This window comes from Paenibacillus lycopersici, assembly GCF_010119935.1.
Classification (GTDB): Bacteria; Bacillota; Bacilli; order Paenibacillales; family Paenibacillaceae; genus Paenibacillus_Z; species Paenibacillus_Z lycopersici.
Genome location: NZ_CP048209.1, coordinates 5,041,078 through 5,055,210, shown reverse-complemented (window position 1 = coordinate 5,055,210; position 14,133 = coordinate 5,041,078). Strand labels below are relative to the sequence as shown.

Annotated in this window: 12 protein-coding genes; 11 read left to right on the top strand and 1 reads right to left on the bottom strand. The window is 59.8% G+C overall.

What is annotated here, in order from left to right:
* Positions 1-138 precede the first annotated feature (138 nt).
* The 11 genes from GXP70_RS22270 to GXP70_RS22220 all read left to right on the top strand — a co-directional run bounded on the left by GXP70_RS22270 (position 139) and on the right by GXP70_RS22220 (position 12,856).
* Positions 139-975 (top strand): sugar phosphate isomerase/epimerase family protein, encoded by an 837-nt coding sequence (locus tag GXP70_RS22270; protein ID WP_162358865.1) that lies wholly within the window; start codon positions 139-141, stop codon positions 973-975.
* Positions 976-994: 19 nt separating this feature from the next.
* Positions 995-1,972 (top strand): Gfo/Idh/MocA family protein, encoded by a 978-nt coding sequence (locus GXP70_RS22265; protein WP_162358864.1) that lies wholly within the window; start codon positions 995-997, stop codon positions 1,970-1,972.
* A gap of 6 nt (positions 1,973-1,978) precedes the next feature.
* Entirely contained in the window at positions 1,979-2,824 is an 846-nt protein-coding gene (locus tag GXP70_RS22260; protein ID WP_162358863.1) for a sugar phosphate isomerase/epimerase family protein, read from the top strand.
* A gap of 14 nt (positions 2,825-2,838) precedes the next feature.
* On the top strand, positions 2,839-3,846 hold the full coding sequence (locus GXP70_RS22255) for a Gfo/Idh/MocA family protein (RefSeq protein ID WP_162358862.1): 1,008 nt from the start codon (positions 2,839-2,841) through the stop codon (positions 3,844-3,846).
* On the top strand, positions 3,843-4,817 hold the full coding sequence (locus GXP70_RS22250) for a Gfo/Idh/MocA family protein (RefSeq protein ID WP_162358861.1): 975 nt from the start codon (positions 3,843-3,845) through the stop codon (positions 4,815-4,817). The genes GXP70_RS22255 and GXP70_RS22250 overlap by 4 nt, the downstream gene beginning before the upstream one ends.
* A 23-nt stretch (positions 4,818-4,840) precedes the next feature.
* Complete coding sequence (locus tag GXP70_RS22245) at positions 4,841-6,115, top strand: ABC transporter substrate-binding protein (protein WP_162358860.1); 1,275 nt, start codon at positions 4,841-4,843, stop codon at positions 6,113-6,115.
* 197 nt (positions 6,116-6,312) lie between these two features.
* On the top strand, positions 6,313-7,263 hold the full coding sequence (locus tag GXP70_RS22240; protein WP_162358859.1) for a carbohydrate ABC transporter permease: 951 nt from the start codon (positions 6,313-6,315) through the stop codon (positions 7,261-7,263).
* Positions 7,264-7,348: 85 nt separating this feature from the next.
* Complete coding sequence (locus tag GXP70_RS22235) at positions 7,349-8,113, top strand: carbohydrate ABC transporter permease (protein WP_162360620.1); 765 nt, start codon at positions 7,349-7,351, stop codon at positions 8,111-8,113.
* Positions 8,114-8,860: 747 nt separating this feature from the next.
* The gene (locus GXP70_RS22230; protein WP_162358858.1) at positions 8,861-10,225 is read left to right on the top strand and encodes a polysaccharide deacetylase family protein; all 1,365 of its coding nucleotides are present in this window, start codon (positions 8,861-8,863) and stop codon (positions 10,223-10,225) included.
* A 94-nt stretch (positions 10,226-10,319) separates the two neighbouring features.
* On the top strand, positions 10,320-11,528 hold the full coding sequence (locus GXP70_RS22225) for an MFS transporter (RefSeq protein ID WP_225442518.1): 1,209 nt from the start codon (positions 10,320-10,322) through the stop codon (positions 11,526-11,528).
* Positions 11,529-11,686: 158 nt separating this feature from the next.
* The gene (locus tag GXP70_RS22220) at positions 11,687-12,856 is read left to right on the top strand and encodes a hypothetical protein (protein WP_162358857.1); all 1,170 of its coding nucleotides are present in this window, start codon (positions 11,687-11,689) and stop codon (positions 12,854-12,856) included.
* A 123-nt stretch (positions 12,857-12,979) separates the two neighbouring features.
* Here GXP70_RS22220 and GXP70_RS22215 read toward each other — a convergent pair whose 3' ends face one another.
* On the bottom strand, positions 12,980-13,972 hold the full coding sequence (locus GXP70_RS22215) for a LacI family DNA-binding transcriptional regulator (protein WP_162360618.1): 993 nt from the start codon (positions 13,970-13,972) through the stop codon (positions 12,980-12,982).
* Between the last annotated feature and the right edge of the window lie 161 nt (positions 13,973-14,133).

Below are 14,133 nucleotides of genomic sequence, written 5' to 3'. Positions count from 1 at the left end.
TGCAACCGATCATCATCGCCTGTCGGCGAAACAAGTCATCAGCCTCCTACGAAAGGTCATGAGATTCCTCTATGCGCATCCGTTGCCCTCAACATATGATTAATCTGTAAAGACAAGGCTGGTGAAGGAGATGATGCAATGCTGAAGGGGATCAATCAATGGTGCTTTCCGGATGGAACCGATCTCGACACCTTGTTCACGCACAGCGCCAAAGCCGGATACGACGCAGTCGAGCTGAATTTGTACGAGCCGGGAGGAGTCGGGCTGACGCTCGATACGACGGCGGCCGAGGCCGAGCGCATCAAGCGGAAGGCGGAGTCGCACGGCATTCAATTACGGAGCCTGTCGACCGGTCTGATGTGGGCCAATTCGCTGTCCGCCGAAGACGGGGAAGCCAGGGCCAGAGGCAGGTCGATCGTCGAGAAGCAGATCCAGCTTGCCGGCGCGATGGGCATCGACACCGTACTCGTCGTGCCGGCCTTCGTCAAGAAGGACGGCGACAACGGCTATGACGTCGCTTACACGCGCAGCCAAGAGGAGCTTGCGAAGCTGGTGCCGATCGCGGAAGCGCATCGGGTGCACATCGGCATCGAGAACGTATGGAACAAGTTCCTGCTGTCGCCGCTCGAGATGGCCCGGTACATCGACGAGCTCGGTTCCTCTTACGCGGGCGCTTATTTCGACGTCGGCAACGTGCTTAATTTCGGGTTTCCCGAACAATGGATCCGCATTCTGGGACCGCGCATCCGCAAGGTGCACGTGAAGGATTTCAAGCCGAGCGTCGGCAACGGCAGCGGCTTCGTACCGCTGCTCGCGGGCGACGTGGATTGGGCGGCCGTTCGCGGGGCGCTTATCGACATCGGCTATGCGGATACGCTGACCGCGGAGATCAGCCCGTATGCGGCCAACCCGTACCAAGCCGCTTACGATACGGCAAGACATTTGGACATAATCCTTGGCGGCGACGCCCGATAAACGAAGGAGGAATCGACGGATGAGCAAAGCAAGAGTCGGCTTCATCGGCGCAGGGGGCATCGCATCCGCCCATATGGAGGCGCTTGCCAAGAACGGGAAGGTGCAGATGACGGCCGTATTCGACGTCGTGCCGGCCAGCGCGGAGAAAGCCGCGGCCAAATACGGCATGCAGGCGTATGCGAGCTACGAGGCGCTGCTGGACGCGGACGCGGTGGATGTGCTGTTCGTATGCGTGCCACCGTTCGCCCACGGCGACATCGAAGAGAAGGCCTGCGCGAGAGGAATCCACCTGTTCGTCGAGAAGCCGCTCGGCCTCGACATGGACGTCATCCGGAAGAAGGCGGCGATCATCCGCGAGGCGGGCATCATGAGCGCTTCCGGGTACGTGCTCCGGTATTTGGACACCGCCTCGAAGGCAAGAGCGTATTTGCAGGACAAGACGATCGGGATGGTGCGGGCCCACTATATGACCGGCTTCGTCGCCACGCCATGGTGGCGGGAGATGGCCAAGTCCGGCGGACAGCTCGTGGAGCAGACGACGCATACGGTCGACATGGTCCGCTTCCTGGCCGGCGACGTCAGCAAGGTGTACGCGCAGATGGCGCTTCGCGTGAGCGGCGATATCGAGAACCTCGATATTCCGGACGTCGGTACCGTCGCGCTCGCGTTCGAGTCCGGCGCCATCGGGCATGTGGACACCTGCTTCATCCAGCCGGACCACCGGGTCGGCGTCGAGGTGCAGGGCAAGGACTTCCGGGTGCTGGTGGAAGGCGGCCGGCTGACCATCACGGACCGGGAAGGCACGCAGACGATCGAGAGCGAGACGGGCGACATCATGTTCGCCCAGGACAGCGCGTTCATCGATGCGGTGCTGACCGGCGACCGGTCGCTCATTCTGGCGCCGTACGACGATGCCCTGCGCACGGTGGAAGTGACGCTCGCCGCCAATCGCTCCGCGCAGAGCGGCCTGCCGGTGCAGCTCGGCGGGGAGGCGTAGCCCGCCATGGACGCGAAGCTGGCCTGCATGACGCTGCCTTATGCCGCATATCCGTTCGAACGGGCGCTGGAAGGCATTGCCCGGGCGGGTTACCGGTACGTGGCATTCGGGACGCCGCACATGAACGAACCGGCAGCCGTGCCGGAGGACGAAGCTTCGGTCGAACGGGTGCGCGGGCTGCTAAGCCGCTTCGGGCTCGAGCCGGTCATGCTGCTCGCCCATGCGCAGATGCACCATACGGAGCCGGTCGAAGGCGCGCTTCAGCAGCTGCGGCTCGCGCAGGCGCTCGGCATTCCGGAGGTGAACGCGCTCGGGTTCTGGGGCTACCGCCGCTTCCCCGACGAGCCGCTCACGGCCGAGGAGTACGCGTCGAACAGCCGGGATTTCTTATCGTTCTTCGCGCAGGTCGCGGAAGAAGCGGAACGGCTCGGCATCGTCGTCACGCTCAAGCCGCACACGGGCAATACCGCGACCGCCGGGCTCCTGCGCGGCACGGTGGAGGCGATCGGTTCAACGAACGTCAGAGCCTGCTACGATCCCGGCAATGTCAGCTATTACGAAGGCCTGGACCCGCTGGCGGATTTCGATCAAGTGGCGCCGCTGCTGGCCTCGTTTATCGCGAAAGACCATGCGGGCGGACAGCGGAATTACGCCTTTCCGGTTCCCGGCGAAGGCGACATGCCGTTCGCAGCGATGTTCAGGCGGATGGCGGAAGCGGGATTCCGCGGCCCGATCGTGGTCGAGAAGCTTGACGGCGACGGCAAGCCGCTGACGCCGGACGAACTGGACCGCCGGGTAGCGCTGGCGAGGACAAATCTGGAACGTCTGCTTGCGCAGGCTGGCGAGGCGTGAGGGAGGAGAGTCGGATGCCTAAAGTAGCGTTGATCGGACTCGGGACGATGGGCCGGCTTCATGCGGAGGCGTGGTCCCGGATGCCGGAAGTGCAGTTCGTCGCCCTTTCGGGGCAGCACCCGGAGAAGACGGAACGATTGGCGGCGCAGTACGGCGTGCAAGCCTTCTACGGGATCGACGCCCTGCTCGCCGAAGCGGATTTCGACGTGCTGGACATTTGCCTGCCTTCCTATCTGCATCATGAATACGTGCTGAAAGCCGCGAATGCCGGCAAGCACGTCATCTGCGAGAAGCCGCTGGCGCTCCGTACCGAGGCGGCGAAGGAAATGCTCGCGGTATGCCAGGCGCGCGGCGTCCGCTTGTTCGTCGGCCACGATCTGCGGTTCTGCCCCGAATACGAACGCGCTCGCGAGCTGGTCAAATCGGGCGCGCTCGGGCAGGTCGCCGTCGTCCGCATGTCCCGTACGACCGCGTTTCCCCGGGGCTGGGACGACTGGTTCGCGGACGAGACGCGCAGCGGCGGTCTGCTGTTGGATCTGCTCATCCACGACTTCGACTGGCTGCGCTGGACGTTCGGCGAGGTGCGGCGGGTGACGGCGCGGCGCGCGTCGCGGGCTGCCGAAGCGGGTCCGCTGGAATACGCGCTGGCGACGCTCCGGTTCGAGGACGGCATGATCGCGCTCGTCGAGGGCTCCTGGGCGCATACGGAATTCAACAGCAACTTCGAGATTGCCGGCACGAACGGCATGCTCGCGGAGAACATGGCGAGCAGTACGCCGCTCGCGCTGCGGCTGCATCCTGATCGGAAGCAGCCGGAGAGCGGCGTCATCGTGCCCGAGCTCGTCGTCGGCCGGAGCCCGCTCGAGAAGGAGCTGGCGCATTTCGTCCGCTGCCTGACGACCGGCAGCGAGCCGCTCGTCACCGCGTTCGACGGTTATAAGGCGGTGGAAATCGCGGAAGCGGCGATCGCATCCGCCCGAACGAGCGAAACCATAACACTGGCCCAGGGGGTGAAGCCGTGAAGGCGGCGATCATCAGTTTCGCCCATATGCATGCCTACAGCTATGCCGAGCAGATGATGAAGCGCGGCGACGCGGAGCTGTCGGCCGTATGGGATGACGACGAGACCCGCGGCAGGGAGGCCGCGGCGCGATACGGCGTGCCGTTCTACCGCGAGCTTCGCGAATTGCTGGCGACCGACGCGGCTGCGGTCATCGTCTGTTCGGAGAACGCCAGGCACAAGGAGCATGTCATCGCCGCGGCCGAAGCGGGGAAGCATGTGCTCTGCGAGAAGCCGATCGCGGTCGAGCCGGGCGATGCCGAAGCGATGATTCGGGCTTGCCGCGACAATGGCGTCACGCTGCAGATCGCTTTTCCCGTCCGGTATTCGCCCGTGATTCGCAAAGCCCGCGAGCTAATTCGGGACGGACGGCTCGGCAGCATCATCGGGGTGAACGCGACCAATCATGGCAAGATGCCCGGCGGCTGGTTCGTCGATCCGCAGCTGTCCGGGGGCGGCGCGGCCGTCGATCACATCGTGCACGTGATGGACATTCTGTTCTGGGTGCTGGAGAAGAAGGTGACGCGGGTCCACGCCGAGCTGGATACGCGGCTGCACGACATCGAGGTCGAGGATTGCGGCATCGTGCTGCTCGAGATCGAATCCGGCATCGTCGCCGCGATCGATCCGAGCTGGTCGCGGCCGGCCTCCTATCCGGTCTGGGGCGACCTCGTCATCTCCTTCACCGGCACGAAGGGGACGCTGCATCTCGATTTGCACAAGCAGGCTTCCGTGTTCTACAACGACGCCAAGGACAAGACAGAATGGATACTGTGGACGGATGAGCTGGACGAAGGGCTGATCGGCGATTTCGTCGGCATCGTCCGCGAGGGCAAACCCGCCTCCATCAGCGGCGAGGACGGCCTGGCGACGCTGCGCGTCGTACAAGCAGCGTTATCCTCCCACCGGTCGGGGCAAGCAATCGAGCTTTGAATCCCATTCTAGGAGGGCTCAGTATGAAAATGAATCGTACGGCAGTTCTCGCTCTTGTTACGCTGTTCGCGCTCGGCACGACGGCATGCTCGTCCGGCGACAGCGGCAGCGGAGGCGGATCCGGCGGCGGCAAGAAGGTCGATATCGTCTGGTGGTTCCCGGCGAAGGAACAGGAAACGGCGATGAAGCAGATCGCGGACAACTTCAACAAGTCGCAGGATAAAATCAATCTCAAGGTACAGTTGACCGCAGGCGCGGACTACTACACCAAGCTGCAAACGACCCTCGCTGCCAAGAACGGACCCGATATCATGTGGATGAACGGCCCGAACTTCCCCAAATTCCAATCCAAGGGCTTCCTGCTCAAGTACGACGATTTCATCGAGAGCGACAACTTCTCCATGGATAACTACCCGGAATCGCTCGTGAAGTTGTACTCCAAGGACGGCGTGTACGGCATGCCGAAGGACTACGACACGATCGGCCTCTTCTACAACAAAGCGCTCTTCGACAAGGCGGGCGTCCCTTACCCGACCGATAACTGGACATGGGACGACGTGCGCGACGCCGCCAAGAAATTGACGGTCGGCTCGGGCAGCAGCATCTCGCAGTGGGGCATCGCCGTCCCGGCGTCTACGCAAGAGGTCATCTATCCGTTCTTCGTCGAGAACGGCGTCCAGCCGATCAGCGACGACCGCTCCTCCTTGAAGTACGACAGCCCCGAAGGCGTCGAAGCGATCCAATTCCTCTATGATCTGATGTACAAAGACAAAACTTCGCCGGACGGCCAGTACATGACCGACAACGATCCGACCCAGCTGTTCCAATCCGGCAAAGTGGCGATGATCATGAACGGCTCCTGGATGGCGAAGCCGTACTACGACGCGCTGAAGGACAACGTCGACGTTCAGTTCATGCCGATTCACAAGCAGAAGGGGAATATCATTCACGGCGTCGCTTGGGTCGCCAACGCCAACTCGAAGCATCCGAAGGAAGCGTGGGAAGTCGTCAAATACCTCGGCTCCAAGGATGTCGCCATGCTGCAGGCGGATACCGGCACCGTCATTCCGGCGTTCAAAGGCACGCAGGACGCGTGGGTCAAAGCGCTCCCGATGAACCTCAAAATCTTCATCGAATCCGCCGATTTCGCCACGCCGTATCCGACCGCGTCCGATCCGGAATGGGAAACGACGGTCGCTACGCACTTGACGAACATTTGGCTCAACAAAGAATCGCCGGCGGACGGCATGAAGAAGATCACCGAGGAAGCGAACGCGCTGCTCGCAGGCGCCAAATAGGATCGGGAGGGGTCCCGGCACGCTACCGCAATCCCTGAATCCGCGAAGCGGGACCCTTTCCTTCTAATTCGAGCTCCAATTCGAGCGTGAACGATTCGCCTTGTGGATCCGTTAGCTTGTATGTCTTCGGTAGGATATACGCTGCGCCGTCAGAGAACGGCGATAGCCCTATCACCTTGAATGGGAGGTGATCGCGCATGCGATTAGCGAGCGAAACGAATCTTACCCCGGCCCGATCGGTCGTCAGGTCCCGGCTGCGCAGGAAGGAAATGGTCTGGGGCTATTTCTTCATCGCGCCCGTCGTCATCGGCCTGCTCATCTTCACGATCATTCCCATCTTCGCCTCGCTCGTGCTCAGCTTCACGAGCTGGGACGGCTCGAGTCAAATCAAGTTCATCGCCTTCGATAACTTCACCAAGCTATTCGCCGACAACATCTACCTCAAATCGCTGCGCGTGACGACGATCTATACCGTCGTGACGGTGCCGTGCACGATCGTGCTGTCCGTTGTCATCGCCGTCCTGCTGAACCGGAAGATCCGGGGACGCGATGCGTACCGGCTGATCTTCTTCCTGCCTTCCGTCACCATGCCCGTCGCCATCGCCGTCGTCTGGAAATTCATGTACAACGGCAGCAACGGCCTGATCAACTATTTGCTGTCCGTGGTCGGAATCGACGGCCCCAACTGGATTACGGACGAGCGGTACATCTTGATGAGCGTCATGATCATCGCAATCTGGGGCGGCATCGGCTATAACATGATCATTCTGCTGTCGGGCCTGCAGGGCATTCCCGATTCGTACTACGAAGCGGCCGCGATCGACGGCGCAACGGGCTGGCACCGTTTCGTCCACATTACCGTGCCGTTGCTGACGCCGGCGATCTTCTTCGTCATGGTGACGAGCCTGATCGGCGCCTTCCAGGTATTCGACCTCGTCTTCATGCTCACGCCGGCGACGAACGGGGGCGGAGCGGGAGGCGTGCTCCAGGACGCGACGCGAACGGCGGTATTCTCCATCTACCAGAACGGCTTCACCTGGTTCAAGATCGGCTATGCATCGGCGCAGGCATGGGTGCTGTTCGTCATTATTTTCCTGATTACGATGGTTCAGATGTATCTGCAGAAGCGCTGGGTCCATTACGAGTAAGGGAGGGACGGCCGTGAATATCGATAAAGAGACGCATTTGGCGGCGCGTCTGATCATTCACCTGATCTTGATTCTCGGGGCTGTGATGATGCTGCTTCCTTTCGTGTGGATGATTACGACCTCGTTCAAGACGTACCCGGAATCCGTCCAAATTCCGCCGGTATGGATTCCGAAGCATCCGGATTTCTCCTGGTATTCGGAAATCTTCAAGCAGGTGCCGTTCGGAAGGTACTATATGAACACGGTCATGATCGCCGTGGGGAGAACCGTGCCGCAGGTCATTATCTGCTCGATGGCGGCGTACGGCTTCGCCCGGCTGCGGTTCCCGGGACGCAACGTCATCTTCATCTGCATCCTCGCGATTCTGATGGTGCCTTCGCAAGTGCTGCTCATTCCGCAGTATTACGAGATCGTCCGTTTCCACTGGGTGGACACGTACAAGGCGCTGATCGTGCCCGGCATCTTCTCCGCTTACGGCACGTTCCTGCTCCGCCAGTTCTTCATGTCGCTGCCGAAGGAGCTGGAGGAGGCGGCGGTCATCGACGGCTGCAACCCGTGGACGATCTTCTGGCGGATTATGCTGCCGCTCACCGTTCCGGCGCTGTCCGCGCTCACGTTCTTCGTCGTCTTATGGAGCTGGAACGACTTTATGTGGCCGCTCGTCGTGACGAACGACGAATCGATGCGCGTGCTGTCCGTCGGCATCAACTCCTTGCAGGGTCTCTACGTCACGCGGCAGCCGCTGCTGATGGCAGGCGCCGTCATGGCGACGATCCCGCTGCTCATATTCTTCCTCGTGCTGCAGAAGTTCGTTATTAAAGGCATTACGTTCTCGGGCATCAAGGGCTGACCGGGGAACGAGCGAGAGACGGCGTATGTACGGGAATGCCGCCGTTTGAAGGCTTGAGGGCTTGAGAGTTTGAGAGCCGGAAGGCTGGAATGCTGGAAAGATCGAAGGATCGAAGGCTGGAAAGATCGAAAGCTCGAAGGCTCGAAAGCTCGAAAGCGATACTTGCCGGCATAGACCGGCAGCGCGGGAAAATGCTGCTCGACGAGCAGGATTTTTCTGCGTTTTCGCAGGCTGGCAGGTTAGTGGCAGGTTGCAGGCGGGGCTGGGCAGTATGGCTGAGCGGCGTGACGGAGCGGTATGGCGGAGCAGCGTGATGGAGTGATATGGTGGAGCGGCGTGACGGAGCGGAGGGAGTGACTGTTTGCGTGTAAATATCCGGCAAATGGCGCAGCCGTGCACCGGTCCGTGTGAGCGGACAGGGCAAACGCTAGAGCTACGCGGACACAGGATCCGCTATTTGACGAAAAAGCGGTGTTTTGGCGATCCGCGCGGACACCAGATTCCTTATTTGGTCCTCGACCTGCATTTCGAGGTCTGTTTCGAGCTAATAACGAATCCTGTGTCCTAAACACTATCCGAATCCTACTATTCGCAGCGAATAGCGGATCTAGTGTCCGCCGGGGCGCAGGCATCCGGATGAGCGCGAGCCATCTCTCGCTGACATCTGTCAGCCTGACAAACATTGCATAACAAGCAGGATTATTCGTCTAGACGTCAAAGGGTACTTAACAAAGGGGGCAATGCGAGATGGCCAATATTAAAGTGCTGTTCTGGTTCGACGTGGAGGATTACGTGACGCCGGAGTCGATGGATGCGTTCCGCGGGTTAATCGACCTGTGCGACTCGCGAGGGATACCGGGGATTTTCAAGATCGTCGGCGAGAAGGCCAGAATGCTGGTCGAACTCGACCGGCAGGACATTATCGAGAAGCTCCGCAATCATGAAGTCGGCTATCATACGGATTTCCACAGCGTGCATCCCACCATCAGCGAATACTTGGAGCATATGGGGTTCAAGGATGGAGCCGAACAATTCGACCGCGTGGAGTACGGGGGGTTGAAGGATGTCGAGCGGATCACCGGCATGCCGATCGAATGCTACGGCCAGCCCGGCGGCTCATGGGCGCCGCAGCAGTTTCCCGCCATCCGGAAATGGGGCGTTCCCGTCTACCTGGACAATCACGAGCAGGTGAAGCTGAACAGCCGCCCGTATTGGTACGGCGGCCTGCTGAACTTCATGGAACTGACGGGTTTCATGCGCATGGAGCTCGTAGAAGACGGCCTGGAGACGGCGAAGCGGGAGTTCGACGACATCTACGAGAAGCTGTCAAGCGAGCCTGTCGGCTTCGTCAGCATCGTGTATCATCCGAACGAGTTCTCGACGCCGCGGTTCTGGGACGACGTCAATTTCGCCAGAGGCAAGAATCCGCCGCGTTCCGAATGGCAGCCGGCCAGCCCGCTGTGGCCGCCGGGAGCCATGGAGGCGTATCTGGCGACGCTCGGCGAGTTCCTCGATTACATGCTGTCCAAGGAGAACGTCACCTTCATCACGTCCGTCGAGGCGCGGGAGCTGGAGCGGTCCGACAAGGGCGAGCTGGCCGAAGCGCAAGTCCGGCAGCTGGCGGAAGGCTTGGCAGGCGACCTGTACTTCACGCAGCTGGGCGATTTCACGTTGTCCGCATCGGATACGCACTCGCTGTTCTGCAATTACCTGCTCGGCCGTCCGCTCTCGCCGGAGCTGATCTACGGCCCCGAGACGGATACCGCGAGCAGCGGCAGCCCGGTCGTGACCGTAAGGGAGCTGAAACAGGCCATCGCGGCGCCGTACCCGGACGTCTTCGGCTTCAAAATGCTGCCCGATACGTTCAAGGCCGGAGAAGCGCTCGTCAATCCCGTGGATTTGACCTGCACGATGGCCAAGGTCATTCGCGACGGGTTGACGGACGACGACGAAGTCGCAATCGTGCGCGGCTGTCTCCGCTCGCAGCAGCATGCCAGCGATGACGATTTCTGGGGCAAAGGCTGGATTATTTTCCCCGAGGATTTCCGCGTGCCGAATATCGTAAGGATGTCCAAGCTGCAGACATGGACGCTGAAGCCGGCGTTGTTCTAAGTCGGGTTATTCTAATACGAATGGGCGCACACCTTCGACGGGCCGCTTAGCGGGATCCGGGCGAAGGTGTTCGCATGAGGAGCGTGCATAAGCCGTGACATGGCTGAGGGACTTTCGGGCTTTCTTCCGAATCCGGGGCGCAGCCCCGTTAATCGCGGGAATGTTCCTGTACGGGATCGGAAGCGGCATTCTGGCGCCGATGAACGCCGTCTATATGCGTGACGGAATCGGACTCGGCAAGGCGGAGATCGCCTCGATCTTCTCCATCTCGCTGTTGTTCAACATGACCGCCGCCTTCGCGATCGGCCTGATCAGCGACCGCATGGCGAAGAAGAAGCGGCTGGCGGTCTGCGCGGTGCCGCTCTGCATAGCCGGATTGCTGCTGTACATGCAAGCGGACGGGTACGTCCTGGCGTTAATCGGCCTCGTGCTCGCCGTTGCGCCCTCCGGGCTCATCATGGGGCAGCTGTTCGCCATGGCGCGCAGCCACTTCATGCGGGAAGCCGCCGGCTATTTCGAAATGGCGCAGATCTGGCTGCGGGCCACGCTCAGCGTCGGATTCTTCACCGGGCTGCTGGCGGGCGCGAACGTCTATCTCGTCGCGGGCTTTCATGGCGTCCTGTGGGGCAATCTGCTCGGCTACGCGCTGCTCCTCCTCTGCCTGCTGCTCTACAAGGAACAGGATGCCGCGGCGGCGGACAACACAAGCATCGGAGAGCCGTTCTCGCTCGTCATGCTGCTCGCGCTGCTGCTGCTGTGCTGCGCGGATTCGCTGCGCGGGCTGTACCTGCCGCTAGTCGTCGTGAATCTGTTCGGGAAGCCGCAGGAGATGTCTTATCTGTGGAGCGTGCAGGCGGTATTCGAGCTGCTGTTCATGACGCTGGCCGGCTATTGGGCGGCCAGGTACGGCAGCAAGCGGATCATGATCATTTCGAGCGTGTTCGCGCTCGCCGTGTATATGACCTATGCGTTCGGTCCGCCGCTGGCCGTGTTCTTCCTCGCGCAGCCGCTGTACTCGTTCTTCGTATCCGTGCTGTACGGCGTGGCCATGGGCTACGTGCAGCGGATGTTCCATTTGCGCATCGGCTTCGGCTCGAGCGTCTATGTGTCCCTGACGCAGCTGGCCGCGCTCATCGGTTATTTGCTGCCTTTCCTCGTGCCCGGCTACCGGCCTGCGATCTTCGCCATTCCGGCGCTGCTGGTGCTGGCGGCACTGGCGCTGATCGGGGCGAACGCGGCGGTGGTGCGGAGGAAGAAGCGGACGTACGGGGCGGAGGCGGTTCTGACGGAGAACCAAGCTTAGGGATGCGTGCCATGCAGGGCATGAGGTTCGGATCATAACTACATATGCTATGATTAACGACGCGGGTCAATAGAATGAATCTATCGGCCTTATTTGCCAGGCATAAAGTGTAATACGTCCTGGGCAGCGGTGAAATCGAATAAGGAAGGGAATTGATCATGTCGTTCCGCAGAGCATTCCTGAACGAAATAGACAAGCTGGTTGCAAATCCGCCCGCAGAGCTATCGTCGATACTATTCGGCATGACGGGCGGACTGCTGTCTCTTGTCGGCTTGATCGCCATCTATATCTCTCTCAACAGTCAACACAAGATCGACAAAGCAAGGGAGATCATCTGGAGCATCGGAGAGATGGCCGTTGAGGTGGGGAATTACGGTGACGAATCGCTGAAAAAGCTCCAATGGGCTTATTTTCACTATCGTGAGCTGGTCAAAGTGAATTTCATCAACAAAGCGGTCGTTGTCATTGCGATGATCACCATTATCTTCGTGAGCGTATCGTGGTCCATTTATATCTACAGTTTGAAAATCAAGCTGTGGAGCTCCTTTATTGGCCTATTTACGCCGGTGACGATTATCATCATGCTTCTCTTCGCGGGACTGCTTTACATGCTGACCAAGATTTTCGTGATCGGCGACATTCCCCGGCATGAGAAATTGTTCTCGCTATGGAAAGACGCGGTGAAGCTCGTGGCGATGAGGGCGATTATTCTGTATCACACGAAGCTTGATCTCCACTATTTCAGCGACCAGCCTGACGAGAGCTTCGCTCGCGTGAAGCTGCCATTCGGCCTAAATCTTAGAAGCAAGCGTTTTAAAATCGTGCTCAAGAAGACGTTCCCCTATATCATCTTCACGAGAAATCGGATTCGAATCGAGTTCGCTGTTCATGTTTGCGAGGGAGCGGAGCTTCGAGTCGCGGACGGGGATACGATCTTGAATCGGGAAATCCGAGTCATTCGCTATGCGTTTCAAGACCGCAGGCATTATTTCAATGTCGGCACGAAACAATATGCGGCAAACAAGAAAGCGAAGCATTCGCTCTTTCAAGAGCTGCATTTCAACGAGCAGCGGGTTTCGGCATACGACGGCAGTGTCGTACTGGAATCGCTGCAAGAAGTTCTGCGCAATCTGGAGGCCGGGGAAGAGAGGTATTGCCTGGTTGGCAAGCTGAGAGTGCTCGTCCGATCGCCTCATGATGAATATGGAGCTATCCTCGCCGACTATGCATACCGGATCGCGAACGATCAGCCCGCGAGCAGGCAATCGAACGCTATCTATCCTTATTTCGGCGCGGAGTGGATCAAATTCATTCCGGAAGCTTCCTAAAGACAAAGAAAGGCCGGCTTCGAAGACGAGAGCACTCGCTTCGAAACCGGCCTTTCTTGTCACATTCTTGTCGACAGTACGCTTCGGATAAGCGCAGGCGCGCAGGCGCACAGGGAACGGGCGTTATTCAAGCCGCGCGGTGCTGTCCCGGATGACGAGCTCTGGCTTCTTGAACGGCTCGATGCCGATCGGTTCGCCTTCGATCCGCTGCAGCAGCATCTCGACGATCCTGCCGCTCGACCACGCGATATCGGCATTCATATGGGTCAGATGGGGCCGCAGTCCGCGGTAATATTCGGAAGGCCCGAAGCCGACGACGGAAATGTCCCGCGGCACCCGGATGCCGTGATCGTAGAAGTAATTCAATGCCGCGGCTGCCGTTATTTCATTGGATATCATAAGCGCCGTCGGCTTCTCCGATCGGAAGAAGCGCGCGATGCCGTCGTAGCTTTCCTCCGGCTGACCCGGGATCCGGACGATCATCTCTTCCTTGAACGGGATGCCGTATTCGCTGAGCGCTTGCATGAAGCCGCGCATTCGTTCGTTGTTGAAGGAGACGAGCCGGCCCTTGACGGAGCCGACGATGAACCGGATATCGGTATGGTTCAGGCCGAGCAAATGACCGGCCGCGATGTAGCCGCCTTCGAAATCGTCGGAAGACGCGAAGTAGACGTCTTCGGGACGGTCTGAATATTTCATGTTGAATATATAGGGAATGCCGGAATCGTCGAGCATGGAGGCCAGCGCTTCGTTCGCGTAAGGACTCATGATAATGAATCCGTCGGCTGCCTGGCTCTTGATCACGCCGAAATAGGATTCGGCATGGGCATCGGCGGAGGTGATGATGAGGATGTTGTAGCCTACGCCGTGGGCCTTCTCGGTCAGCGCCTTGAACTGCGCCTGGAAGCCGGCGTTGAAGATCAGCTCGCTGATATGCTGCGCGCTGACGACAAGCCCGATGATCCGGCTTTTGCCGTATTTGAACATGCGCGCGGCTTTGCTCGGCACGTAGCCGAGGCTCTGTACGGCCTCGAGCACGCGCTGCCGGGTGCGAGGCTTGACGAGCTTGGAATCGTTCATGACCCGGGATACGGTGGAGGGCGTCACATTCGCCATCACGGCGACGTCATGTATGGTTGGTTTTTTTATCGCGCGTCCCTCCTATTGCCGATTGCGGCTGCTCCCAGTCGCGGCAGGATACCCATCTAGGAGAATTGTAAAGGGCGGGAAGGAAAAATGCCAGTCCCATTCCCGCGGGCGAATAGCGGATCTGCGAA